This window comes from Micromonospora sp. NPDC050187 (assembly GCF_044459745.1).
GTDB lineage: Bacteria > Actinomycetota > Actinomycetes > Mycobacteriales > Micromonosporaceae > Micromonospora.
Window position 1 is genome coordinate 1 of sequence record NZ_JBITJH010000025.1, and the last position, 24,526, is coordinate 24,526.

The 24,526-nt window shown below is 72.4% G+C and carries 18 protein-coding genes and 1 rRNA gene; 14 read left to right on the forward strand and 5 right to left on the reverse strand.

Annotated features, from left to right (window positions below):
• A 5S ribosomal RNA gene (gene rrf, locus ACIBJE_RS27400) occupies nucleotides 1–88 on the forward strand; the annotation flags it as partial.
• A gap of 145 nt (nucleotides 89–233) precedes the next feature.
• On the opposite strand, the gene ACIBJE_RS27405 is transcribed toward rrf, so the two are convergent.
• Nucleotides 234–920, reverse strand: a complete 687-nt coding sequence (locus ACIBJE_RS27405) for a hypothetical protein (RefSeq protein ID WP_396753154.1) — start codon at nucleotides 918–920, stop codon at nucleotides 234–236.
• A gap of 69 nt (nucleotides 921–989) precedes the next feature.
• Between ACIBJE_RS27405 and ACIBJE_RS27410 the strand changes: the two genes are divergently transcribed.
• The 3 genes from ACIBJE_RS27410 (at nucleotide 990) to ACIBJE_RS27420 (ending at nucleotide 5,379) form a co-directional block, all read left to right on the forward strand.
• Nucleotides 990–3,608 carry a valine--tRNA ligase gene (locus ACIBJE_RS27410; protein ID WP_396753155.1) on the forward strand — a complete coding sequence of 873 codons (2,619 nt, stop codon included), beginning with the start codon at nucleotides 990–992 and terminating at the stop codon, nucleotides 3,606–3,608.
• Between the two features lie 86 nt (nucleotides 3,609–3,694).
• Nucleotides 3,695–4,966 carry a bifunctional folylpolyglutamate synthase/dihydrofolate synthase gene (locus ACIBJE_RS27415; RefSeq protein WP_396753215.1) on the forward strand — a complete coding sequence of 424 codons (1,272 nt, stop codon included), beginning with the start codon at nucleotides 3,695–3,697 and terminating at the stop codon, nucleotides 4,964–4,966.
• Nucleotides 4,963–5,379, forward strand: coding sequence for a DUF4233 domain-containing protein (locus tag ACIBJE_RS27420; protein ID WP_396753156.1), 417 nt, complete (start codon nucleotides 4,963–4,965; stop codon nucleotides 5,377–5,379). The genes ACIBJE_RS27415 and ACIBJE_RS27420 overlap by 4 nt, the downstream gene beginning before the upstream one ends.
• 160 nt (nucleotides 5,380–5,539) lie before the next feature.
• Here ACIBJE_RS27420 and ACIBJE_RS27425 read toward each other — a convergent pair whose 3' ends face one another.
• Nucleotides 5,540–7,198, reverse strand: coding sequence for a VOC family protein (locus ACIBJE_RS27425; RefSeq protein ID WP_396753157.1), 1,659 nt, complete (start codon nucleotides 7,196–7,198; stop codon nucleotides 5,540–5,542).
• Nucleotides 7,199–7,374: 176 nt separating this feature from the next.
• On the opposite strand from ACIBJE_RS27425, the gene ndk reads away from it, so the two are divergent.
• Complete coding sequence (gene ndk, locus ACIBJE_RS27430) at nucleotides 7,375–7,800, forward strand: nucleoside-diphosphate kinase (protein WP_396753158.1); 426 nt, start codon at nucleotides 7,375–7,377, stop codon at nucleotides 7,798–7,800.
• Between the two features lie 87 nt (nucleotides 7,801–7,887).
• On the opposite strand, the gene ACIBJE_RS27435 is transcribed toward ndk, so the two are convergent.
• Nucleotides 7,888–8,328 (reverse strand): carboxymuconolactone decarboxylase family protein, encoded by a 441-nt coding sequence (locus ACIBJE_RS27435; RefSeq protein ID WP_396753159.1) that lies wholly within the window; start codon nucleotides 8,326–8,328, stop codon nucleotides 7,888–7,890.
• Between the two features lie 396 nt (nucleotides 8,329–8,724).
• Here ACIBJE_RS27435 and ileS point away from each other — a divergent pair, with 396 nt between their 5' ends.
• Nucleotides 8,725–11,964, forward strand: coding sequence for an isoleucine--tRNA ligase (gene ileS / locus ACIBJE_RS27440; RefSeq protein ID WP_396753160.1), 3,240 nt, complete (start codon nucleotides 8,725–8,727; stop codon nucleotides 11,962–11,964).
• Between the two features lie 162 nt (nucleotides 11,965–12,126).
• Nucleotides 12,127–12,804: a lysophospholipid acyltransferase family protein gene (locus ACIBJE_RS27445; protein WP_396753161.1), complete on the forward strand. Its 678-nt coding sequence runs from the start codon at nucleotides 12,127–12,129 to the stop codon at nucleotides 12,802–12,804.
• A gap of 71 nt (nucleotides 12,805–12,875) precedes the next feature.
• On the opposite strand, the gene ACIBJE_RS27450 is transcribed toward ACIBJE_RS27445, so the two are convergent.
• Nucleotides 12,876–14,588 (reverse strand): hypothetical protein, encoded by a 1,713-nt coding sequence (locus tag ACIBJE_RS27450; RefSeq protein ID WP_396753162.1) that lies wholly within the window; start codon nucleotides 14,586–14,588, stop codon nucleotides 12,876–12,878.
• A gap of 110 nt (nucleotides 14,589–14,698) precedes the next feature.
• Entirely contained in the window at nucleotides 14,699–15,349 is a 651-nt protein-coding gene (locus ACIBJE_RS27455; RefSeq protein ID WP_396753163.1) for a hypothetical protein, read from the reverse strand.
• 101 nt (nucleotides 15,350–15,450) lie between these two features.
• Here ACIBJE_RS27455 and ACIBJE_RS27460 point away from each other — a divergent pair, with 101 nt between their 5' ends.
• The 7 genes from ACIBJE_RS27460 (at nucleotide 15,451) to ACIBJE_RS27490 (ending at nucleotide 24,447) form a co-directional block, all read left to right on the forward strand.
• Nucleotides 15,451–17,442, forward strand: coding sequence for a TIGR03960 family B12-binding radical SAM protein (locus tag ACIBJE_RS27460; RefSeq protein ID WP_396753164.1), 1,992 nt, complete (start codon nucleotides 15,451–15,453; stop codon nucleotides 17,440–17,442).
• 96 nt (nucleotides 17,443–17,538) lie between these two features.
• Nucleotides 17,539–18,345 carry a TIGR03936 family radical SAM-associated protein gene (locus ACIBJE_RS27465; RefSeq protein ID WP_396753165.1) on the forward strand — a complete coding sequence of 269 codons (807 nt, stop codon included), beginning with the start codon at nucleotides 17,539–17,541 and terminating at the stop codon, nucleotides 18,343–18,345.
• Nucleotides 18,346–18,481: 136 nt separating this feature from the next.
• Nucleotides 18,482–21,454 (forward strand): Rne/Rng family ribonuclease, encoded by a 2,973-nt coding sequence (locus tag ACIBJE_RS27470; protein WP_396753166.1) that lies wholly within the window; start codon nucleotides 18,482–18,484, stop codon nucleotides 21,452–21,454.
• A gap of 281 nt (nucleotides 21,455–21,735) precedes the next feature.
• Entirely contained in the window at nucleotides 21,736–22,050 is a 315-nt protein-coding gene (rplU, locus tag ACIBJE_RS27475; RefSeq protein WP_088982529.1) for a 50S ribosomal protein L21, read from the forward strand.
• A gap of 11 nt (nucleotides 22,051–22,061) precedes the next feature.
• Nucleotides 22,062–22,319, forward strand: a complete 258-nt coding sequence (gene rpmA / locus ACIBJE_RS27480) for a 50S ribosomal protein L27 (protein WP_396753167.1) — start codon at nucleotides 22,062–22,064, stop codon at nucleotides 22,317–22,319.
• Between the two features lie 102 nt (nucleotides 22,320–22,421).
• Entirely contained in the window at nucleotides 22,422–23,927 is a 1,506-nt protein-coding gene (gene obgE / locus ACIBJE_RS27485; RefSeq protein WP_396753168.1) for a GTPase ObgE, read from the forward strand.
• Between the two features lie 70 nt (nucleotides 23,928–23,997).
• Complete coding sequence (locus ACIBJE_RS27490) at nucleotides 23,998–24,447, forward strand: GNAT family N-acetyltransferase (RefSeq protein ID WP_396753169.1); 450 nt, start codon at nucleotides 23,998–24,000, stop codon at nucleotides 24,445–24,447.
• Nucleotides 24,448–24,526: the final 79 nt, after the last annotated feature.

The following is a 24,526-nucleotide window of genomic DNA, read 5'->3' on the forward strand; positions in this document are numbered from 1 at the left end:
CGGTTACATTCCGAACCCGGAAGCTAAGCCCTCCAGCGCCGATGGTACTGCACTCGGGAGGGTGTGGGAGAGTAGGACACCGCCGGACTTCTTTTACGAGGGCCACCCTGGCAACAGGGTGGCCCTCGTTGTATTTCCCGACTGATTCGCGGCGCCGTACCGAGGCTCGTCCGCCGGCCTGCTCTGGGGGACCGGAGCCGGCCGGCGGACCTATTGGTGCCCCCTGGACGGGGTCAGGGCCGGGTCTGGATGTCCTCGCGGATCTGACGGAACAGCGAACCCGCCGCGTCGACCGGCCGACCCGGGAACATCCCCATCGCGACGCTGCCGTGGTCGGCCCAACCGCAGACCGCGAAGTCGCCGCCCTCGCCGCTGGTCGTGCCACACTTCATCACCCCGCCGAGGCGTCCGGCCGGCACCTCGCGTAGCCCTTCCACCGCTCCGGTCTCGTCGGTCATCATCCCGAACAGGGTGTCCAGCTCACGCTCCGGCTGCCAGAGCAGGGTGGTGCCGCCGAAGACGAGCACGGACTTCCGCGTGTCCGCGGGATCCTGGTAGACCGCGCCGAAGCTCCGGTCCAGCGCGATGCTGGCCGCGAATCCGCTGCGCAGGTAGTCCGCCGTGCTGCGTGCCCGCTCGCTGTCGTCCTGCCGGAGGCCGGCGACCTCGGGGCGTACGGTGAGCTCGGTGTCCTTCTGCTGTGCCACGCGCCAGCCGAGGGTGCCGAACACGGCGGCCCCGAGCAGCCCGACGGCGAGGCCGGCGCCCATGGCGACCTTCCAGCGCCGCGAGCGGGGTGCGTGCGGCGTGCTCTCCTCGTCGTCCGGAGCGGGGTGGCCGAGCCGGATCGGTTCCATGGTGAGGTCGACCGGCTCTGACCGGTCGGGAAGCGAACGCTCGGACAGGTGTGCGTCGGACATGTCCGCCACCGTACGCGAACCACCGGTGGCGCACGTCAGGTCCGCCGAAGCGCTCCGTAGACTTTCAGGGTGACCGAGAGACTGGACGCCCGACGCCCCGACGCCCCCGAACTGCCCGCTCAGTACCAGCCGGGCGAGGTCGAGCAGCGACGGTACGAGCAGTGGGTAACCGGCGGCCACTTCCGGGCGTCGGCGGAGAGTGACAAGCCCCCGTTCACCATCGTCATCCCGCCGCCGAACGTCACCGGCTCGCTGCACATGGGGCACGCCCTCGACCACACCGTCCAGGACGCGCTGGTGCGGCGCAAGCGGATGCAGGGCTTCGAGGCACTCTGGCTGCCCGGCATGGACCACGCGGGCATCGCCACCCAGAACGTGGTGGAGCGGCAGCTCGCCGCGCAGGGGCTCTCCCGACACGACCTCGGCCGGGAGAAGTTCGTCGAGCGGGTCTGGCAGTGGAAGGCGGAGTCGGGCGGCGCGATCCTCGGCCAGATGCGCCGACTCGGCGACTCGGTCGACTGGGACCGTGAGCGCTTCACCATGGACGAGGGACTGTCCCGGGCGGTCCAGACGATCTTCAAGAAGCTGTACGACGACGGGCTGATCTACCGGGCCAACCGCATCATCAACTGGTGCCCGCGCTGCCTGACCGCGCTCTCCGACATCGAGGTGGAGCACACCGACGACGACGGTGAGCTGGTCTCCATCCGGTACAGCGACGACGTGGTGGTGGCCACCACCCGGGCCGAGACGATGCTCGGTGACACCGCGGTGGCGGTGCACCCCGACGACGAGCGCTACAAACACCTCATCGGCACCGAGGTGGAGGTGCCGCTGACCGGACGGCGCATCCCGATCGTGGGGGACGAGCACGTCGACCCGTCCTTCGGGACCGGCATGGTCAAGGTGACCCCGGCCCACGACCCGAACGACTTCGAGATCGGCCAGCGGCACGACCTGCCGGCCCTGACGGTGATGGACGAGCGTGGTGTGATCACCGCGCACGGCCCGTTCCAGGGGCTGGACCGGTTCGAGGCCCGTCCGGCGATCGTGGCGGCGCTGCGCGAGCAGGGCCGGATCGTCGCGGAGAAGCGGCCGTACGTGCACGCGGTCGGGCACTGCTCGCGGTGCCAGACGACGGTGGAGCCGCGACTGTCGTTGCAGTGGTTCGTCAACACCACCCCGCTGGCCCAGGCGGCCGGCGACGCGGTGCGCGACGGCCGGGTGCGGATCGAGCCGGCGGAGCTGTCCAAGCGGTACTTCGCCTGGGTCGACAACATGCACGACTGGTGCATCTCGCGGCAGCTCTGGTGGGGGCACCGCATCCCGGTCTGGTACGGCCCGGACGGCGAGGTGGTCTGCGTCGGCCCGGACGAGAAGCCGCCCACCGGCGAGGGCTGGCGGCAGGACGAGGACGTCCTGGACACCTGGTTCTCCAGCGGCCTGTGGCCGTTCTCCACGCTGGGTTGGCCGGAGCAGACCCCGGACCTGGCGAAGTTCTACCCGACCAGCGTGCTGGTCACCGGCTACGACATCCTCTTCTTCTGGGTCGCCCGGATGATGATGTTCGGCCTCTACGCCATGGACGGTAAGCCGCCGTTCGACGTGGTGGCCCTGCACGGCATGGTCCGCGACGAGTTCGGCAAGAAGATGTCGAAGTCGTTCGGCAACGTGGTCGACCCGCTGGACTGGATCGACCGGTACGGCGCGGACGCCACCCGGTTCACCCTGGCCCGTGGCGCGAACCCGGGCGGGGACGTGCCGGTCAGCGAGGACTGGTGCCAGGGCTCGCGGAACTTCTGCAACAAGCTCTGGAACGCCACCCGGTTCGCGCTGATGAACGGCGCGCACACCACCGGGTCGCTGCCGGCCGCCGCCGACCTGTCGACGGTCGACCGGTGGATCCTGTCCCGGCTGGCGCACGTCACCGCCGAGGTGGACGCGCAGTTCGAGGCGTACGAGTTCGCGAAGGTCTGCGACCTGCTGTACCACTTCGCCTGGGACGACGTCTGCGACTGGTACGTGGAGCTGAGCAAGCCGGTGCTCGCCGAGGGCGGCGCGGCGGCCGACGCCACGCGCCGGGTGCTCGGCCATGTGCTCGACCAGCTGCTGCGACTGCTGCACCCGGTCATCCCGTTCGTCACCGACGAGCTGTGGACCGCGCTGACCGGCGGCGAGACGCTTCTGGCGGCTTCCTGGCCGGTCCCCGACCGTACGCTGGTCGACGACGCCGCGGAAGGCGAGGTCGGCACCGTCCAGCGGGTGGTGACCGAGATCCGCCGCTTCCGCTCCGACCAGGGGCTGCGGCCGACCCAGCGGGTGGTCGCCCGGCTCGACGGGCTTGCCGGAGCGGGCGTGGCCGCGCACGAGCGGCTGATCCGCTCGTTGGTCCGGCTCGACGCGGCCGGGGAGGAGTTCCAGGCCAGCGCCACCCTGACCCTGCCCGGTGAGGTGGTGGTCGCCCTGGACACCCGAGGCTCCATCGACGTGGCCGCCGAGCGGGCCCGGCTGACCAAGGACCGAACGGCGGCCGAGAAGGAGGTCGCGCAGGCGCGGGCGAAGCTCGACAACCCGGCCTTCGTCGGCAAGGCCCCCGAGCCGGTGGTCAACAAGATTCGTGACCGGCTCGCGGCGGCCGAGGCCGACCTCGTCCGGATCGACGCTGCCCTGGAGGCGTTGCTCTCGTGACCGACCGTACCGACCGCACCGACAGTTCCGACCGGACCGGGTTCGCCGCCGTCGAGGCGGAACTCGCCGGCCGTGGCTTCACCCGCATGGTCTTCGAGCTCGACCGTATCGAGATGCTGCTGGACCTGCTCGGCAGCCCGCAGCGGGCGTACCCGTCGATCCACCTGACCGGCACCAACGGCAAGACCTCGACCGCCCGGATGATCGACTCGCTGCTGCGGGCGTTCGGGCTGCACACCGGCCGGTACACCAGCCCGCACCTGGAGACCGTCCGGGAGCGGATCAGCCTGGACGGGGAGCCGGTCGGCGAGGACCGCTTCGTCGGTGCGTACCGCGAGATCGCGCCGCTGGCCGCGCTGGTCGACCAGCGGTCCGCCGAGCCGCTGACCTACTTCGACATGACCACCGCGCTGGCGTTCGCCACGTTCGCCGACGCCCCGGTCGACGTCGCGGTGGTGGAGGTCGGTCTGGGTGGGGCGGAGGACGCGACCAACGTCATCCAGGCCGGGGTGTGCGTGCTGACCCCGGTCGGCCTGGACCACACCGAGTGGCTCGGCGACACGATCGAGGACATCGCCCTGGCGAAGGCGGGCATCATCCACAAGGGCGCGACGGTGATCTCCGCCGCGCAAGAGGAGGAGGCTGCCCGGCCGATCCTGGAGCGCTGCGCCGAGGTGGGTGCGACCATCGCCCGGGAGGGGGCCGAGTTCGGCGTCCTGCGGCGGTCGGTGGCGGTCGGCGGGCAGGTGCTGACGTTGCAGGGCCTCGGCGGCGTGTACGACGAGGTCTTCGTCCCGCTGCACGGGGCGCACCAGGCGCAGAACGCGGCGGTGGCGCTCGCGGCGGTCGAGGCTTTCCTCGGCGCGGGCGCGAAGCGCCAGCTCGACGTGGAGACCGTCCGGGAGGGCTTCGCCACGGCCAGCTCGCCAGGCCGGCTGGAGCGGGTCCGGACGGCCCCGACGGTGCTGCTGGACGGCGCGCACAACCCGCACGGGATGACCGCCACGGTCACCGCGTTGCAGGAGGAGTTCGCGTTCAGCAAGCTGGTCGCCGTGGTCGCGGTGCTCGCCGACAAGGACGCGGCGAGCCTGCTGGAGCTGCTGGAACCGGTGGTCGACCAGCTGGTGGTGACCGGCAACAGCTCACCCCGGGCGATGCCCGTGGCGGAACTGGCCGCGCTGGCCGCCGAGGTCTTCGGCCCGGACCGGGTGGAGAGCGCCGAGGAGATGCCCGACGCGATCGAGGCGGCCGTCGCGCTCGCCGAGTCCGACGTGCCGGGAGAGCTGAGCGGCGTGGGTGTGCTGATCACGGGGTCGGTGGTGACGGTGGCCGATGCCCGTCGGCTGCTGAAGCGGTGAGCGGCCCCGACCCGGTCGCCCGCCGGGAACCCGCGCACGACCCGGCGGAGTCGGACGCGCCGCCGTCGACCGGCCGCCGGTCCGGGCTGCGCAACCCGGAGCGCGCGGTACGCGGGCTGGGCGCCGCCGTGCTGGCCCTGGAAGCGCTGGTGCTGCTGCTGGCGATCCAACCGATCCGGGTGCTCGGCGGCCAGCTCAGTGGAGCCGCGATCGGCCTGATCGTCGGCCTGGCCGTCCTGGCGGTGCTGCTCGCCGGCATGATGGGCCGCCGCTGGGCGTGGCACCTGGGCACCCTGCTCCAGGTCGTGCTCGCGCTCGGCGGGTTCCTGCACCTGTCGCTGGCGGCGCTCGGCGTCATCTTCGGCCTGGTGTGGGCGTACGCGTTGCACGTCCGTCGGGTGATCCTGGGCTGAGCCGTCCCGCCGGACCCGGCCCGGGGTGGACCAGGTCGCCGGCTGGTCGCCGGCCCCCACGTCGGCCCGGCCGCATTGGTCGCCGGGGCGCGGCGACGGCCCGCCGCCTCACGCCGGTCCGGCAGAGGTCGTGGCCCGGGTCGGGTCTCGAGCGGCCGGGTCAGGCGTCGGCCCGGGTGCGCCACTGGGTGAGCGCGATGCCGTGGCCGTCCGGGTCCCGGAAGGCGGCGGCCCAGACGTCGAGCTTCGCGCCCCGGTTGACCACCCGGGGGGCGTAGGTGAAGCGGACACCGGACTCGCGGAGCCGGTCGTACGCAGCCTGGATGTCGTCCACCTCCAGGTTGACGTGGACGAGCCGACGGCTGATCGGCGCGGCCTCGCTGACCTCGCGCAGCACCAGCCGGGTGCTGCCGGAGGCGAGAACGGCGTTGCCCGGGCCGCGGTCGACCTCCGTGAAGCCGAGGGTGTCCCGGTAGAACTCCATCGACCTGTCCAGGTCGGTGACCAGCACGGTGATCCCGACGCCGCTGATCGGGGTGGCGGCGGCCCCCGCGTCGTACCCGAAGATCGCCCCGTCCAGGTCGTCGGGGGCGGGCCCGTCGTCCGGAGCGTCCAGGGGTACGTCGACCGGATCGACGATCGGTTCGTCGATACGCTGCCGGACGGGGACGACCGGGGTGCCGACCGATGCCCCGGCCGACGTGCCCTGCCCGGTCGGCTTGATCTCCTCGGTCGGCTGGACCGGCTGGGGCGACTCGATGAACTCGACCCGCTCGGTCGCCTCGTCCGTCTCGTCCCGCCCGACCGGCTCGGTCGGTTCGTTCGTCGCGACCGGCTCGACCCGCTCCGGCGGGGGCTCGCCGGACGGGTCGTGCTGGACGGACACGGGGCGGGCCGTGTCGGGGTCGCCGAGGGGCTCGTCGTACGGGTCGCGGTACGGGGCGACGGGACGGTCGGTGTCCGGGCTGCCGGGGGCCTCGCCGTACGGGTCGCGGAACGGGGAGGCGGGCCGGTCGAGGTCCGGGTCGCCGGGCAGGTCGTCGTACGGGTCCCGGTACGGGCTCAGTGGCCGGGTGGCGTACGGGTCGTCGGGCGGGCCCGCGTACGGGTCGCCGTACGCCATCGTCGGGGCGTCCTCGGCGGGCGGGCGCGGGGCGGGGGTGGCCCGACGCGGCAGCGGGGCCGCCGACTCCACGAGGGTGCCCTCCAGCACCACCGGGCCGCCCGGACGCTGGTGGACCACCACCGCTTCCCGGTCGTCGCCGAGGTCGTCGAGGAGCGGGTCCCCGCCGGGTGCGTCGCGGTAGTCGTCGTCGGGGCCGCGCTCGGCCCACGGCGGCGCGTCCTGCTGGATGAGGACCTCGTCGAGCGGGTCCGCGCCGGCGTACTCCGGCGGCAGGTCGGCCATGGTCGCGGCCGTCTCGGCGTGGGTCGGGACCTCGTCCCAGAGCACCCGGATCCGGCGCTGGTCGTCGAGGGCGACCCGGATGGGCAGTGTCTGCCCGATCGCGGGCCACTTGGCGACGGGCACCCGCGGCTCGATGATCTTCTTGGACCGGGGCGGTAGCCCCGGGGCGTCGATGACGAGCTGCAACTCGCAGCGGCCGAAGGAATACGTGGTGGGTGGCTCGGAGGCGCTGTGCACGTGTCCGACGCCGATGACCCAGGCCCGGCCGCCCGTCTTGAAGGTGGCCAGCGCGATCGCCAGGGCCACCAGCGCCACGCCCAGGGCGACGATCGACCAACTCGTCATGCCCAGCCCGAACAGGACCACGAAGGTCGCCACGGTGCCCAGCACCGCCGCGATCAGCTTCCGCACCGGCGCGATCGACCGGTTCCCGCCATTCGCCACTGTGGACCTCCCAGGGGTCAAGGGCCAGGCTAGGCCGGAACAGCGGCGGAAGGAAGGAGCATCCGCCGAGCCGGTGCCGGGGCCGGGTCGCTAGGCTGACCGTACCGAGCCGTACCGAATTCCGCGCACAGGAGGAAACCAGCGTGTCCAGCATCAGCCCGGACGAGCGCACGCTCGTACTGATCAAGCCTGACGCGGTCCGGCGCGGCCTGGTTGGCGAGATCCTCTCCCGTTTCGAGCGCAAGGGCCTGCGGATCGAGGCCCTGGTGTCGCGGACGATGGACGCGGCACTGGCCGACGAGCACTATGCCGAGCACGTCGACAAGCCGTTCTACCCGCCGCTGAAGGACTTCATGACCGGCGGTCCGCTGGTCGCCCTGGTGCTCTCCGGCGACCAGGTGATCGACGTGGTGCGCGGGCTGATCGGCGCGACCGACGGGCGTCGGGCCGCGGCCGGCACGATCCGGGGCGACCTCTCCCTGTCGAACCGGGAGAACCTGGTGCACGCCTCCGACTCCGTGGACAGCGCCAAGCGGGAGATCGCCCTCTGGTTCCCCGAGCTCGGCTGAGCGTCCCGGTTCTTCTTGGTGCCTGCAGGGGTCCCCTGTTACGCAAAAAGCGGTAACAGGGACCCCTCGTACCACCTCAGGCCGGTTTCATTCGGTGGGCGGCTGGGTGCGGGTGGTCACCGAGATCCGGTTCCAGACGTTGATGGTGGCGATGGCCATGACCAGGTCGGCCACCTCCTTCTCGGAGAAGACCCGGGTCGCCGCGTTCCACACCTCGTCCGGTACGCCGTGCTCACCGAGCCGGGTGACCGCGTCGGTGAGCGCCAGCGCGGCCCGTTCCCGCTCGTCGAAGAAGGGCGCGTCGTGCCAGGCGGCGACCGCGAACAGCCGACGGCTGGACTCGCCCGCGTCGAGCGCGTCCCGGCTGTGCATGTCGACGCAGAAGGCGCAGCCGTTCACCATCGACGCGCGCAGCTTCACCAACTCCAACACCCGGTGCTCGACGTTCGCCCGGACGTACTTCTCCAGCCCGAGCACCGCCCGGTACGCCTCCGGCGCGACCTGGGCCACGTTCATCCGTGCCTGCATGGGTCCTCCCTCGTCCGTGTCCTGCACCGACCTGACGGGCCGGGCCGCCCGGGTGTGACCGGCACCGGGTGAGAGCCCCGTCACGCCGGGCCGTCGGGGCGGCCGGACGGGGGCGGTTACTCGGCGGCGGTCGGCGTACCCGGTCGAGTACGCTTGTCGGCACAGGCGACGACCCGGCCATCACCGGTGAGCCTCCGGAAGAAAGGGCGCACCGCGCCCGAGTAGAACCGGACGGGTTCGGCCCGTCACAGCCGGCCAACGAGCGGGTGGTCGATTCTCGGCCGCCAAGCGGGGTGGTACCGCGGGCCGCTCGGGCGACGCCCTTCCGGCGTACCCGAAACGCTCGTCCTCGCAGACCCACACGAACCGTGAGCTGCTGCTGAGGAGTCACCCCCGATGGCCTATCCGTTGCACGACCCGACCGCCGCCGGTGTCCCGGCGAGCCCGGACCTGCCCGCGGTCGAGCGCCGGGTCCTGGAGCACTGGACGGCTGACAAGACCTTCGAGGCGTCCGTCGAGGCCAGGCCGGCCTCCGGCCGGCAGCCGGACATGACGGCCGACACCGCTTCCGGCGGCGGAGCCGCCGACAACGAGTACGTCTTCTACGACGGGCCGCCGTTCGCCAACGGTCTGCCGCACTACGGCCACCTCTTCACCGGGTACGTCAAGGACGTGGTGCCGCGCTACCAGACCATGCGCGGACGGCGGGTGGAGCGGCGGTTCGGCTGGGACTGCCACGGCCTGCCCGCCGAGGTGGTCGCCGAGAAGCAGCTCGGCATCACGAGCAAGGCGGAGATCCTCGACCTGGGCGTGGCCCGGTTCAACGAGGCGTGCCGCACCTCGGTGCTGGAGTTCACCCACGACTGGGAGCGGTACGTCACCCGGCAGGCCCGCTGGGTCGACTTCGCCAACGACTACAAGACCCTCGACCTGGACTACATGGAAAGCGTCATGTGGGCCTTCAAGACCCTGAACGACAAGGGCCTGGTCTACGAGGGCTTCCGGGTGCTGGCGTACTGCTGGCGGTGCGAGACGCCGCTGTCGAACACCGAGACCCGGATGGACGACGTCTACCGGGACCGGCACGACCCGACCCTGTCGGTCTGGTTCGCGCTGACCCCCGACGAGAGCGCCCCGGAGCTGGTGCGCGGGCCGGTGCGGCTGGGCGTCTGGACCACCACGCCGTGGACCCTGCCGTCGAACCTCGCCCTCGCCGTCGGCCCGGACATCGAGTACGCGGTGCTCGAGCACCGGGGTTCCCCCGACAGCGGGCGCAGTGGTGAGCGCTACCTGGTGGGGGCGGCGCGGCTCGGCGCGTACGCCAAGGAGCTGGAGGGGTACGAGCAGGTCGGCACGGTGCGCGGCGCGGACCTGGTCGGGCGGCGCTACACCCCGCTCTACGACTTCCTGGTCGAGCAGGCCGGGCCGAACGCGTACCAGGTCCTCGGCGCGGAGTTCGTCACCACCGAGGACGGCACCGGGATCGTGCACCTGGCCCCGGCCTTCGGCGAGGACGACCAGAACTCCTGCAACGCGGCGGGCATCCCGACCGTCGTCACCGTGGACGACCACACCCGGTTCACCGCGCTGGTCCCGCCGTACCAGGGTGAGCAGGTCTTCGACGTCAACAAGCCGGTGATCCGGGAGCTGAAGGAGCGGGGGGTGGTGTTGAGGCAGGACACCTACACCCACTCGTACCCGCACTGCTGGCGCTGCGACACCCCGCTGGTCTACAAGGCCGTGTCGTCCTGGTTCGTCGCGGTGACGAAGTTCAAGGACCGGATGGTCGAGCTGAACCAGCAGATCAACTGGACCCCGGGGCACATCAAGGACGGCTCGTTCGGCAAGTGGCTGGCCAACGCCCGGGACTGGTCGATCAGCCGGAACCGGTTCTGGGGCTCGCCGATCCCGGTGTGGAAGTCCGACGACCCGAACTACCCCCGGGTCGACGTGTACGGCTCGCTGGAGGAGATCGAACGGGACTTCGGCGTACGCCTGACCGACCTGCACCGGCCGGCGGTGGACGAGCTGGTCCGCCCCAACCCGGACGACCCGACCGGGAAGTCCATGATGCGCCGGGTGCCGGAGGTGCTGGACTGCTGGTTCGAGTCCGGGTCGATGCCGTTCGCCCAGGTGCACTACCCGTTCGAGAACCGGGACTGGTTCGAGAGCCACTACCCGGGCGACTTCATCGTCGAGTACATCGGACAGACCCGCGGCTGGTTCTACACCATGCACGTGCTGGCCACCGCGCTGTTCGACCGGCCGGCGTTCCGCAACTGCCTCAGCCACGGCATCCTGCTCGGCTCGGACGGCCGGAAGATGTCCAAGAGCCTGCGCAACTACCCGGACGTCTACCACGTCTTCGACGCGTACGGGTCGGACGCGATGCGCTGGATGCTGATGTCCTCACCGGTGCTGCGCGGCGGGGACATGGCGGTCACCGAGGCGGGCATCCGGGACGCCGTCCGGCAGGTGCTGCTGCCGCTCTGGAACGTCTGGTACTTCTTCTCGCTCTACGCCAACGCCGCCGGGCACCAGGCGAAGCGGAAGACCGACGCCGCGCCGGCCGGTGGCGGCGAAGCCGCCGGCAACCTGCTCGACCGGTACGTGCTGGCGAAGACGAACGAGCTGGTCGCCACGGTCGGCGCCCAGATGGACGCGTACGACATCTCGGGGGCCTGCGCCACCGTGCGGTCGTACCTGGACGCGCTGACCAACTGGTACGTGCGGCGCTCGCGGGACCGGTTCTGGTCCGGTGACGCCGACGCCTTCGACACCCTGTGGACGGTGCTGGAGACGCTCTGCCGGGTGGTCGCGCCGCTGGCCCCGTTGACCGCGGAGGAGATCTGGCGCGGGCTGACCGGCGAGCGGTCGGTGCACCTGACCGACTGGCCGTCGGCCGACGAGTTCCCGGCCGACCACGACCTGGTCGCGGCGATGGACGCCACCCGGGAGGTCTGCTCGGCGGCGCTGTCGCTGCGCAAGGCCAAGGGGCTGCGGGTCCGGCTGCCGCTGGCGAGGCTCACCGTCGCGTCGCCGGCCGCCGCCGCGCTGCGTCCCTTCGGCGACCTGGTCGCCGACGAGGTCAACGTCAAGGCGGTGGAGTTCACCGACGCGGTGGCCACCTACTGCCAGCAGGTGCTGACCGTGGTGCCCCGGACGCTCGGCCCCCGGGTCGGCAAGCAGGTGCAGCAGGTGATCAAGGCGGTCAAGGCGGGGGAGTGGGAGCTGGTGGACGGCGCCCCGGTCGCGGCCGGCGTCACCCTCGCCGAGGGCGAGTACGAACTGCGCCTGGTCGCCGCCGACGCGGAGCACTCCGCGCCGCTGCCCGCCGGTGAGGGGGTGGTGGTGCTGGACACCGCCGTCACCCCGGAACTGGCCGCCGAGGGGCTGGCCCGGGACGTCGTCCGGGTGGTGCAGCAGGCCCGTCGGGACGCCGACCTGGACGTGTCGGACCGGATCACGCTGGTGCTGTCCGCCTCGGACGAGGTGCGGGCGGCGGTGTCGGCGTACCGCGACTTCGTCGCCCGGGAGGTGCTGGCGGAGTCCGTGGACTTCACCGACGCGGTCGACGGGTTCACCGGCGAGGTCGGCGAGGGCGACCGGGTGACGGTGGCCGTACGCCGGGTGTGAGCAACGCGACGCCGGTCGCCGGGGAGGGCCGTATCCGCAGGTGGCGGCCCTCCCCGCCGACTCCGGTCCCGCCCGTCGGCTGACCTGGCGGGGGTCGCCGGACACCGGTGGGCCGTCGGCTAACGTGACACCGCCTGAACCCGTACGACCGCCGGAGGACCCGTGCCGCTGCTCTACACCATCGGCCAGTACACCGTGGGGAACCTGCTGCGGTGGGGATGGCGCCCGACCGTGGAGGGGCTGGAGCACGTACCGGAGCAGGGCGGCGCGATCCTCGCCGGCAACCACCTCTCCGTCGCCGACGAGTTGTTCCTCGGCGCGACGATCCCCCGGCACCTCGCCTTCTGGGCCAAGTCGGAGTACTTCAAGGGCACCGGGTTCCGGGGGAGGCTGACCAAGTCGGTGCTGACCGGGCTGGGCGCGATCCCGGTGGAACGGGCCGGTGGGCGGGCCGCGCTCTCCGCGTTCGACGCGGCGATCCCGGCGCTGCGCGGCGGCGACCTGGTCGTCGTCTACCCGGAGGGGACCCGGTCGCCGGACGGCCGGCTCTACCGGGGCCGTACCGGCGCGGCCCGGCTCGCCGTCTCGGCCGGCGTGCCGATCGTTCCGGTGGGCATGATCGGCACCGAGAAGGTGCAGCCGATCGGCGCCCGGATGCCCCGCCTCGGCGCGGGGAAGATCACGGTCCGGTTCGGCAAGCCGCTGGACTTTACCGGACGGTCCGACGACCGTACGTCGCTGCGGGCGATGACCGACGAGCTGATGAGCGAGATCCAGAAGCTCACCGGCCAGGAATACGTCTCCCGCTACGCCCCGCCCCGCAACCAGCCCGCCGGCTGACCCCGGTCATCCGCGTCGCGGGGCGACCGTCGACGGACGTGGCCCCGGGGTGACCCGGGTGCCACGTCACGTCACTGTCGAGTCACGATCCGTTCCCGGAGGGTGCCGAGCAGGGTGGCACTGTCGGCCAGCGAGAGCCGGGTGAAGACCCCGCTGGCGATGCTGCCGTGGTCGGCCCAGGTGCAGACCACCACGTCCACGTTGTTCGATCGGCCGACCGCGCAGCGCTGGTGCTCGCCGCGGACGTCGGTCTCGACCACCTGCTGCGTACCCAGGTCGTACTTCGGGGTCAGCCGGGTCAGCTCGTCCTCGGCGTCCGACTCGGGGGTGAACCGGAAGCCGATGCTGCCGAAGACGGTGACGGTCTTGCCCTGCGGAGTGCTGTAGACCCCGGCGAAGACCTCCTCGGCCAGCGTGTGTTCGGTCTCCACCTCGCCGCGCAGCTCGTTGGCGGTTCGTTCGCTGCGCGCGTCGCTCTGGAGCCGCAGGTCGGCCACCTGCGGCGGCAGGACCGCGCTGGCCGGGTACTGGTCCCACATCGGCTTGCCGAACCAGGCCGGGCAACCGCAGCAGCAGACGATCGAGAGGAAGGTCATGATCAACATGCGGGCCGGCCAGCGCCGCTTCTTGCGGGGTGGGGGCGGAGCGTATCCCTGCGGGGCCTGCCAGTTGGGCGGCGGACCGACCGGGGGCGGCGTCGGGTTGCGACGCTGCGGGGGCGGGGCCACCGGTGGCGAGACGGGCCGTGCCGGTGCCGGTGGCGGCGAGGAGACGGGCCGTGCCGGTGCCGGTGGCGGCGAGGAGACCGGTCGGGCCGGTGCCGGTGGCGGCGAGGAGACCGGTCGGGAGCGGGGTGGGGGCACCGGGCGTGCCTGCGGAGCCGAGACCGGCGGTGGCGGGAACGACGGTGGCGACACCGGCCGGGCCACCGGCGGCGTGGACACGGGACGCGCCGGTGGGACGGAGTGCACCTGCGGGGGCGGCGACACGGGACGCGCGACCGGCGGGGGCACCGGCTGCCCGGAGACCGGCGTCACCGGTGGTCGCTGTGGGGCGGCCGGCGGCGGCGCCCAGGCCGGGGCCGGCGGGTCCGGCGGCGCCCAGCCCGGGGAGTCCGTCGGTGTCGGGTACATCCGGGTGGGCGGCAGCGGCTCGTAACCCGCGTTCAGGTCCCAGCTGCCGGTGTCGGCCCCGGCCCACGGATCGACCGGCGCCAGGCTCTCCGGCGGGGTGGGCGGCGGCACGGGAGGCGGAGTCGGCTCGGCGGAGTGGCCCCAACCGCGCTTCTTGGGCTTGGGTGGCGGCACCGCAGCGGAACCGCTCCAGCGGGGCGCGGGCGGGACGGCGGGGGCCGAGTCGAGCTTCGTCGGATCGGGGCCGGCGCGGTCGACGCGGGTGGCGTCGGGGGTGCCCTGCTCCGGTGCGGTCGGATCGGCCGGGATCGGGTCGATCCGGGTCGGGTCGGGCGCGACTTTCCGCTCTGCCGGGACGGGTACCTTGGCGGTCGCTGTGGCCCCCCGCGACGGTGGGGTGGTGGTCTCCTGCGCGGTGGAGACCGTCTCCGGACGGGGCAGGTCCACGGCGGTCCGGTCCGGGCCGGGCGGGCTCTCCTCGGTCGCCGGTTCACCCGACGAGCCGACGTTCTCGAGCGTCCGCCCGGTGGGGACGGCGGAGGGGTCGGGCTCGCCGGGAACCACCTGGTCCCGGGCCTCCGTCACGGACGGTGGTGGGGCCGGCGTGTTCCCGGCGGCCGGTCCTTCTGCTCCCGGCTGCGGTTCCGGCATCGCGGTAATCTCCTCTCGCGCCGTTGCGAGGTTAGTACCGGTACGCCAACCGGGGCCATTCGCGCCCCCGTACCCCGATGTCGGGTGCCTGGCCGGGCGTCAGGCCGTGGCTAGGCACCGGCAGCCTGCCGGACGGCTGCGAAGGCCTGGTCCGCGAGCGCGACGGCGGTGGTGGGCAGATCAGCGGCGGCCCGGCCGAGCGACGTGTTCTCCCCCACGGGTGACAGTTCCACCGTGACCACCAGGTTGCCGTACAAGATCTCGACGATGGTCTGGTTGTCGGTCTGCCACAGCCGCACGTCGTCGGCGGGTTCGTCGAGGGTCGCGGGGAAGGCGGCGGCAAGCGGCGAGGCCAGCCCGGAAAGCTGCCGGAAGTCCACCTTCGGTTTCTCGTACTCTTCGCGGGCGAGCCGCCCGGAGGGGAAGGTCGACACGTCGACGGCGGCGGTGCCGCCGGACAGGCCGGGCCGGCCCAGGAACATCTCCCCACACCGGAGGTGGTTCGGCTCGTCCATCATCACCGAGCCCTCGTCGGACTCGGCGATGGCGGACATCCTCTCGCCGAACACCGCGCTGGCCAGCTGGTAGTCGATCCCGTCGCAGAGGGTCCGGTCCACCCGACGGGTGTCTGCGGCAGCCACCTGCGGCACGGGCTCGTTGCTGGCCCCGGCGGTGCAGCCGGCCAGGGTCGCGCTCGCGCAGCCGGCCAGGGCCAGGGCAAACAGGGGGCCGGGACGGCGGGCGGGCACGCTCTTGATCACCGAGGGATTGTGATCGGGGCCGATCGACCGCACATCGTCCGTTCGGGTCGGTGGACCGGGTCCGGTGGAGCGGGACGGGCGGGCGCGTACCCTTGGGCGTCATGAGCGTCCCGTCCACCACGCCGCGCCCTGCCGTGGCGAACTCCGTCTGGTCCCTGCTGGAGCCGTTGCTGCCCCAGGTGACCAAACCCATCCAGTACGTCGGTGGTGAGTTGGGGGCGGTGGTCAAGGACTGGGACGCCGCGACGGTCCGCTGGGCGCTGATGTACCCCGACGCGTACGAGGTGGGTCTGCCAAACCAGGGCGTGCAGATCCTCTACGAGGTGCTCAACGAGCTGCCCGACGTGCTCGCCGAGCGGACGTACGCGGTCTGGCCGGACCTGGAGCGACTGATGCGGGCGCAGGGCGTCCCGCAGTTCACCGTCGACGCGCACCGCTCGGTGCGCGACTTCGACGTGTTCGGCGTCTCGTTCTCCACCGAGCTGGGCTACACCAACCTGCTCAACGCGATCGACCTGGCCGGCATCCCGCTGCTCGCCGCCGACCGGACCGACGCCGACCCGGTGATCGTGGCCGGTGGGCACGCGGCGTTCAACCCGGAGCCGATCGCCGACTTCGTCGACGCCGCCGTGCTCGGTGACGGCGAGGAGGCGGTGCTGGAGATCACCGCGATCGTCCGGGAGTGGAAGGCCGAGGGCTCGCCCGGCGGCCGGGACGAGCTGCTCCTGCGGCTGGCCCGCACCGAGAGCGTCTACGTACCGCGCTTCTACGACGTGGACTACCTCCCGGACGGCCGGATCCAGCGCGTCGTGCCGAACCGGGCGGACGTGCCGTTCCGGGTGCACAAGCGCACGACGATGGACCTGGACGCCTGGCCGTACCCGAAGAAGCCACTGGTGCCGCTCGCCGAGACGGTGCACGAGCGGTACGCGGTGGAGATCTTCCGGGGCTGCACCCGGGGCTGCCGGTTCTGCCAGGCCGGCATGATCACCCGTCCGGTCCGGGAGCGGTCGATCACCACGGTCGGGCAGATGGTGCAGCAGGGGCTGGAGTTCTCCGGCTTCCACGAGGTGGGCCTGCTCTCGCTCTCCTCGGCCGACCACTCCGAGATCGGCGACATGTGCTCCGGCCTCGCCCAGCAGTACGAGGGCACGAACGTGTCGCTCTCGCTGCCGTCGACGCGGGTCGACGCGTTCAACATCGACCTGGCCCAGGAGCTGTCCCGCAACGGCCGACGGACCGGCCTGACCTTCGCCCCCGAAGGCGGGTCGGAGCGGATCCGGCGCGTCATCAACAAGATGGTCTCCAAGGAAGACCTGATCCGCACCGTGGTCACCGCGTACACCAACGGCTGGCGGCAGGTGAAGCTGTACTTCATGTGCGGCCTGCCCACCGAGACCGACGCCGACGTCCTGGAGATCGCGGACATGGCGCACGAGGTGATCAGGGCCGGTCGGGCGGCGACCGGCTCGAAGGACATCCGCTGCACGGTCTCCATCGGCGGGTTCGTGCCGAAGCCGCACACCCCGTTCCAGTGGTCGCCGATGGAGCGCCCGGAGGTCATCGACAACCGGCTCAAGCTGCTCAAGCAGGCGATCAACGCCGACCGCTCCTTGGGCCGGGCGATCGGCTTCCGGTACCACGACGGCGAGCCGTCGCTGATCGAGGGCCTGCTCAGCCGGGGTGACCGGCGGGTCGGCGCGGTCATCCGCCGGGTCTGGGAGAACGGCGGCCGGTTCGACGGTTGGAGCGAGCACTTCTCCTTCCAGCGCTGGGTGGACGCCGCCGCCGAGGTGCTTCCGACGTTCGGCGTCGACCTGGACTGGTACACCACCCGGGACCGCGAGGAACTGGAGGTCCTGCCCTGGGACCACCTCGACTCCGGCCTGGACAAGGACTGGCTCTGGCAGGACTGGCAGGACGCGCTCAGCGAGTACGAGCAGGACGACTGCCGGTGGACGCCCTGCTTCGACTGTGGCGTCTGCCCGTCCATGGACACCGAGATCCAGATCGGCCCGACCGGGCGGAAGCTGCTTCCGCTCACCCCGATCACCGGTACCGGCCTGCGGGTACCCACCCCGGCCGCCCAGTAGCGACCGTCCGGCGCGCTCGCCGTGCGTCGGGACCGGTCCGGGCTGATCATGGAGTTGTCGTCACGATGCGTGTCACCGACAATGACTCCATGATCGATGGGTACTGACACTCCGAGGAGCACGACGATCAACAAGAAACCACAACCGGAAGGTGGGCAGGCGCCGGTCGTCCAGCGCGTCCGCATCCGGTACGCCAAGCGGGGACCGCTGCGGTTCACCTCGCACCGGGACTTCGCGCGGGCCTTCGAACGGGCGCTGCGGCGGGCCGGGGTGCCGATCGCCTTTTCCCAGGGCTTCACCCCGCACCCGAAGATCTCCTATGCCAGCGCCGCCCCGACCGGGGTGGCCAGCGAGGCGGAGTACCTGGAAATCGGCCTGCGCGCCCCGGTCGAACCGAACGAGCTGCGCGCCGCGTTGGACGCCGCGCTCTCGCCCGGTCTCGACGTGCTCGACGCGGTGGTGGCCGACGGCGGGAGCCTCGCCGACCGGATCGAGGCGTCCCACTGGTGGATCGAGCTGCCCGGTGTCGATCCGGTCACGCTGCACCGGGCCGTCGACGCGTTCACCGCCGCCGAGGAGGTGCTGGTCGAGCGGATGACGAAACAGGGACGGCGCACGTTCGACGCCCGCGCCGCCGTACTCCGGATCGGGGTCCGTGAGCCGGCGGAGACGCCTTCCGAGGTCACCGGCGTGCCGTGTGCGATACTCGAACTGGTCGTCCGGCAGGTCACCCCGTCCGTTCGACCCGATGACGTCCTTTCCGGCCTCCGCGTGGTGGCCGACCTGGAGCCGCCGGTGTCGCCACGGGTGACCCGGCTGGCGCAGGGCACGTTGACCGCGCAGGGTGCGATCGCGGATCCGTTGGAGGCGGACCGCGACAGGGCAACCATCGGTGAGCGCTGACCGGACATCCGGTCGGTTCTCAGGCAGGCAGACTTCGACGGGCGTGCACCTCGCGTGCCCGCGGAAAAAAATTTTGCGGCAACCCTGCGTGGCAGCGCTCACCCGCGCCCGGGGCAGCCAGAACTGGAGAACGTCCATGCTCGAGAACGAGCCCGAGGGCGGCGAACGGACCGGCACACAGCCGGCCGGCGAGACCGCCGAGACCACTGACGCCCCCGCCGTCACCCCGACGCGACGGCGGACCACCCGGCGCCGGGCCGCGCCGCTCAACCAGCCGGAACAGACCGAGGCACCGGTCGACGCGGCCACCGGCACCGCCTCGACCAGCCCCGAGGCCCCCCAGGCGGAGGTGCTCGCCCCGATCGCCGGTGACCTGGAGGCGGCCCCGAAGACCCGTCGCCGTCGCAAGGCGGCCAGCCCGAAGGCCGCCGAGGAGCCGGTCGTCGCCGCCGAGGTGGCGGAGGCCGGCGCGGAGGTCGTACCGCCGGTCAAGGTGACCCGGACGCGGCGCCGGAAGGCCGCCGAGAGCCCGGCCGCCGAGGCCGTCCCCGCGTCGCCGGTCGAGCCGGCCGCCCCGCCGGCCGAGAACGTGCCGCCGGTGGTGACCCCGCCGGCCCCGGCGCAGGCGGGGGAGACGGACGCGGCCCCGGCGGTGGACGCCGGGGAGGGCATCGGCCCGGCCGGGGCGCCGGCCGCGCCCAGCGGTGCGGAGAACCGTTCCGGTGAGGTCCCGCCGGGGGTGGCGGTGTCCGCCCCGGCCGAGCCGCCGGCCGCGCCCGTGGAGGAGAAGCCGACCCGCCGTCGCCGGGCCGCGCTCACCCCGCCGGCCGTGCTCTTCATGGCTCCCGAGCCCGAGGCGGCGCCCGTCCGGGTGACCCTGCCGGTCGAGGAGCCCGCCGCCGAGGAGACGACCGAGACCTCCCGCCGCCGTCGCCGGGCTCGCCGCGAGGCCGAGCCGGTCGAGGTGGAGGTGGAGGTCGAGGAGGAGCCCACCGCCGAGGTCGAGGACGAGACCGCCGAGGACGAGGACGAGGACGAGGACGACGAGACCGCCGGCGGGCGGCGTCGTCGCCGCCGGGGTCGCCGGGGTCGCGGCCGGGGCCGGGGCGGAGCCGACGAGGCCGAGGACGAGGAGGCCGAGGAGTCGGCCCAGGCCGAGGAAGAGGCCGAGACGGAGGCCGAGGCCGAGACGGACGAGGAGGACGACGAGAGCGCCGACGGGCTGACCCGTCGCCGCCGTCGCCGCCGTCGTCGTGGCGCGGGCGACGTCGAGACGACCGCGGACGACGGTGTCCCGACGGTGGTCAAGATCCGTGAGCCGCGCAAGACCGTCGACGAGGTGCAGGGCGTCTCCGGCTCGACCCGGCTGGAGGCGAAGCGCCAGCGCCGCCGCGACGGCCGGGAGCAGCGGCGTACCCGCCCGCCGATCCTCAGCGAGTCGGAGTTCCTCGCCCGCCGGGAGGCGGTCGACCGGGTGATGGTGGTCCGCCAGCGCGGCGACCGCACCCAGATCGGCGTCCTGGAGGACGGCGTCCTGGTCGAGCACTACGTCACCCGCAACTCGTCCGGCACCATGGCCGGCAACGTCTACCTGGGCAAGGTCCAGAACGTCCTGCCCAGCATGGAGGCGGCCTTCGTCGACGTCGGGCGTGGTCGCAACGCGGTCCTGTACGCCGGTGAGGTCAACTGGGACACCACCGGCCTGGAGGGGCGGGCCCGGTCGATCGAGCAGGCGCTCAGGTCCGGCGACTCGGTGCTGGTGCAGGTCACCAAGGACCCGATCGGGCACAAGGGCGCCCGACTGACCAGCCACATCGCGCTCTCCGGCCGGCACCTGGTCTACGTGCCGAACGGCAACGCCTCGGGCATCAGCCGGAAGCTGCCGGACACCGAGCGCAAGCGGCTGCGGGACGTGCTGAAGAAGCTGGTGCCGGACGGCGCGGGCGTGATCGTCCGGACGGCCGCCGAGGGGGCCAGCGAGGACGAGCTGGCCCGGGACGTCAAGCGGCTCCAGGCGCAGTGGGAGGACATCCAGGCCAAGGCGGCCGAGGGTGGTGCCCCGGTGCTGCTCTACGAGGAGCCCGACCTGGTCATCCGGGTGGTGCGGGACCTGTTCAACGAGGACTTCCGCGAGTTGGTGATCGAGGGTGACGGGGCGTACGACATGGTCGAGTCGTACCTGTCGCACGTCTCGCCGGACCTGGTCGAGCGGCTGCGCCGGCACACCGGTACCGCCGACGTCTTCGCCACCTACCGCATCGACGAGCAGATCCTCAAGGGGCTGGACCGGAAGGTCTTCCTCCCCTCCGGCGGTCACCTGGTCATCGACCGCACCGAGGCGATGACCGTGGTGGACGTCAACACCGGCAAGTACACCGGTGCCGGCGGCAACCTGGAGGAGACGGTCACCCGGAACAACCTGGAGGCGGCCGAGGAGATCGTCCGCCAGCTCCGGCTGCGGGACATCGGCGGCATCGTGGTCATCGACTTCATCGACATGGTGCTGGAGTCGAACCGCGAGCTGGTGCTGCGCCGGCTCACCGAGTGCCTCGGCCGGGACCGGACCAAGCACCAGGTCACCGAGATCACCTCGCTGGGCCTGGTGCAGATGACCCGGAAGCGGATCGCCGCCGGCCTGTTGGAGGCGTTCAGCGAGACCTGCGAGTGCTGCAAGGGCCGGGGCCTGATCATGCACACCGAGCCGGTGCCGGAGAAGCCGCGTACCGGCGGCGGCACGCCGGAGAAGACCAAGGCGGTCGCCGCGTCGGCTCCGGCCACCCCGGCGCCTGCCGAGCAGAACGGCACGTCGACGCGGCGGCGGGGGCGCAAGTCGGCCGCGCCGGAGCGGAGCACGGTCGAGGTCGAGGTCACCGAGACCCCGACCGACGCGTACCAGGACACCATGGGCTACGACCTGTCCCGGTACGAGGCCGACACGGAGGCCGCCCCGGCGGTGGCCGACGCCCAGCGCGGTGAGTCGGCCCGGCTCGCCGCCGCCGACGACCCGGACGCCCTGGGCGATGGGGACGGCGACGACGAACTCGCCGAGGCGGGCGGCGGTCGCCGCCGGTCCCGGCGGAGTGGCGCGCGGCGGCGTACCCGGCCGTGACCGGCCGCTGAGCAGCCCGTACGTGGCACAGGGCCCCGCCCACCCGGTACGCGCCGGTGGGCGGGGCCCTGTGCCGTGCCGGGTGCCCGGCCGCCACGGGACAGCCGGTGTCCCCGGGGTGCAGCCCCGGTTTGGGACTGTCCCGGCCCATGGCGTACTCTTGCCTGCGGCGTACTTTGGTGCGCCGAGTTCTCGCTGCCCGAGCCGCCGCGCCTTCCACGCCCGGTGAGCCGCCGCGGGAACGACCGCCAGCAGCCTCAACGACAGGGAGTCCGCCTCCGATGTACGCGATCGTCAAGACCGGCGGCAAGCAGTACAAGGTCGCCGAGGGCGACGTGATCGAGGTCGAGAAGCTCGCCGGTGCCCCCGGCGACGCGGTGAAGCTCACCGCGGTGCTCCTCGTCGACGGTGACGACCTGGTGACCGACGCGGCGAAGCTTGCCGAGGTCGCGGTGTCCGGCGAGATCGCCGCGCACACCAAGGGCCCGAAGATCCGGATCCACAAGTTCAAGAACAAGACCGGCTACCACAAGCGCCAGGGTCACCGCCAGCCGTTGACCCAGGTCAAGGTGACCGGCATCTCCAGCGGGAAGTAGGTCGTCCTCCAATGGCTCACAAAAAGGGTGCGTCCAGCTCGCGTAACGGTCGCGACTCCGCGGCCCAGCGGCTCGGCGTGAAGCGCTTCGGTGGTCAGGTCGTCAGCGCCGGCGAGATCATCGTCCGGCAGCGTGGCACCAAGTTCCACCCCGGTGACCTGGTCGGCCGTGGCGGAGACGACACGCTCTTCGCGCTGTCCGCCGGCTCGGTCCAGTTCGGCACCAAGCGCGGTCGCAAGACCGTCAGCATCGTACCGGCGGGGCAGTAGTCTTCCGACGAAGCGGGCCGGGGACCTGGTGTCCCGGCCCGCTTCGTCTTTTTCGTGCATCAGGTGGGTAGTCGCGGGTATCCCGCGGGGAGGATTGACGACGTGACGATGTTCGTGGACCGGGTCGTCCTGCATCTGCGGGCCGGCGACGGCGGGCACGGCTGTGTCTCGATCCACCGGGAGAAGTTCAAGCCCTTCGGTGGCCCCGACGGCGGTAACGGCGGACACGGCGGCAGCGTCTCGCTGGTCGTCGACCCGCAGGTGCACACCCTGCTCGACTTCCACTTCCGTCCGCACATCAAGGCCGACAACGGCAAGGGCGGCGCGGGCTCGAACCGGGACGGGGCCAACGGCCGCGACCTGGTGATCAAGGTGCCCAACGGCACCGTGGTGCAGACCCCCGACGGCACCGTGCTCGCCGACCTGGTCGGTGCGGGCACCACCTTCGAGGCGGCCCGGGGCGGCCGGGGCGGCCGGGGCAACGCCTCGCTGGCCAACGCCCGGCGCAAGGCACCCGGCTTCGCCGAACTGGGCGAGCCCGGCGACCAGCTCGACGTCGTCCTGGAGCTGAAGAGCGTCGCCGACGTCGGGCTGGTCGGCTTCCCGTCGGCCGGCAAGTCGTCGCTGATCTCGGTGATCTCCGCAGCCAAGCCGAAGATCGCCGACTACCCGTTCACCACGCTGGTGCCCAACCTCGGCGTGGTCCAGGCCGGCGAGCGCACCTTCACCGTCGCCGACGTGCCGGGCCTGATTCCCGGCGCGGCCACCGGCAAGGGACTGGGGCTGGAGTTCCTCCGGCACATCGAGCGCTGTTCGGTGCTGGTGCACGTGATCGACACCGCCACCCTGGAGCCGGGTCGGGATCCGGCCGCCGACATCGACACCATCGAGGCGGAGCTGACCGCGTACGGAGGGCTGGAGGACCGGCCCCGACTGATCGTGCTGAACAAGGTCGACGTGCCGGACGGACGGGACCTCGCCGAGATCGTCCGGCCCGACCTGGAGGCCCGTGGCTGGCCGATCTTCGAGGTCTCCGCAGCGACCCGGGAGGGGCTGCGGGAGCTGACGTACGCGATGGCGGAGCTGGTCGACCAGGCCCGGCAGGCCGCACCGCCGGCCGAGCCGACCCGGATCGTCATCCGGCCGACCGCGGTCGACGACGCCGGCTTCACCATCGAGGCGCAGTCCGACGGCTCGTACGTGGTGCGCGGCACCCGCCCCGAGCGCTGGGTGCGGCAGACGAACTTCGACAACGACGAGGCGGTCGGCTACCTCGCCGACCGGCTGGCCCGACTCGGCGTCGAGGAGAAGCTGGCCAAGGCCGGCGCGCAGCCCGGCGACCTGGTGCGGATCGGGGAGCGCGAGTTCGACTGGCAGCCCACCCTCTACGCCGGGGTCGACTTCGTCCCCGGCAACCGGGGCACCGACGTGCGGCTGGAGGAGAAGTCGACCCGGCTCTCGGCGGCCGACCGGCTCGCCGCGCGCAAGGCCCGCCGGCAGCGCCCGGCGGACGAGATCGAGGCCGGGGCCGGGGTTGAGACCGGAGCCGGAGCCAGGGTCGGGGTTGAGGTCGAGGCCGGGGACGACGCGGGCGACGACGCCGAATAGCCGGCTGCGCTCCGTGACCGGGTCGACCGGCGGAAACCTGGGGGAAATCCGGCCGACCTACCGTGGCGGGATGCGGATCGAGACGCGCCCGGCCAGCGACCCCGAGATCGCCGCCCTGGTCACGGCGCAGCAGCGGGAGCTGCGGGAAGCCGACGGGGGACTGGCCGGGCAGGCCACCGTGGCCCGGGACGATATCCACTACCTGGCGGTCGTGCTCAACGAGCGGGCGGTGGCCTGCGGCGGGGTGCAGGCCCTGGACAGCGGCACCGGCGAGATCAAACGGATGTACGTCCGCCCGGCGTTCCGGGGGAGGGGCATCGGCCGGCAGTTGCTGGTCGCCCTCGAAGAACTGGCCTTCCAACAGGGGCGCCACACCGTCTGCCTGGAGACCGGCAGCTACCTGCCGGCCGCGATCGCCCTCTACACCTCCTGCGGGTACGCCCCGATCCCGGTGTACGGCGAGTACGTCGACAACCCGTACAGCGTCTGCTTCGCCAAGCGGCTCCCGCTGGCCGCCTGACCCGCCTCCGCCTGCGTCGCCTCCGCCGCCACCGGTGCGTCGGCGGCGTTGTCGTGGGGGGTGCCGGCGGCGCGCATGG

Excerpts from the sequence above, each read along its gene's own strand:
- ACIBJE_RS27405 (WP_396753154.1), bottom strand. The coding sequence starts at position 920 with ATGTCCGACGCACACCTGTCCGAGCGTTCGCTTCCCGACCGGTCAGAG.
- ACIBJE_RS27415 (WP_396753215.1), top strand. The coding sequence starts at position 3,695 with ATGGTCTTCGAGCTCGACCGTATCGAGATGCTGCTGGACCTGCTCGGC.
- ACIBJE_RS27435 (WP_396753159.1), bottom strand. The coding sequence starts at position 8,328 with ATGCAGGCACGGATGAACGTGGCCCAGGTCGCGCCGGAGGCGTACCGG.
- ileS (WP_396753160.1), top strand. The coding sequence starts at position 8,725 with ATGGCCTATCCGTTGCACGACCCGACCGCCGCCGGTGTCCCGGCGAGC.
- ACIBJE_RS27450 (WP_396753162.1), bottom strand. The coding sequence starts at position 14,588 with ATGCCGGAACCGCAGCCGGGAGCAGAAGGACCGGCCGCCGGGAACACG.
- ACIBJE_RS27460 (WP_396753164.1), top strand. The coding sequence starts at position 15,451 with ATGAGCGTCCCGTCCACCACGCCGCGCCCTGCCGTGGCGAACTCCGTC.
- ACIBJE_RS27465 (WP_396753165.1), top strand. The coding sequence starts at position 17,539 with ATGGGTACTGACACTCCGAGGAGCACGACGATCAACAAGAAACCACAA.
- ACIBJE_RS27470 (WP_396753166.1), top strand. The coding sequence starts at position 18,482 with ATGCTCGAGAACGAGCCCGAGGGCGGCGAACGGACCGGCACACAGCCG.
- rplU (WP_088982529.1), top strand. The coding sequence starts at position 21,736 with ATGTACGCGATCGTCAAGACCGGCGGCAAGCAGTACAAGGTCGCCGAG.
- rpmA (WP_396753167.1), top strand. The coding sequence starts at position 22,062 with ATGGCTCACAAAAAGGGTGCGTCCAGCTCGCGTAACGGTCGCGACTCC.
- ACIBJE_RS27490 (WP_396753169.1), top strand. The coding sequence starts at position 23,998 with ATGCGGATCGAGACGCGCCCGGCCAGCGACCCCGAGATCGCCGCCCTG.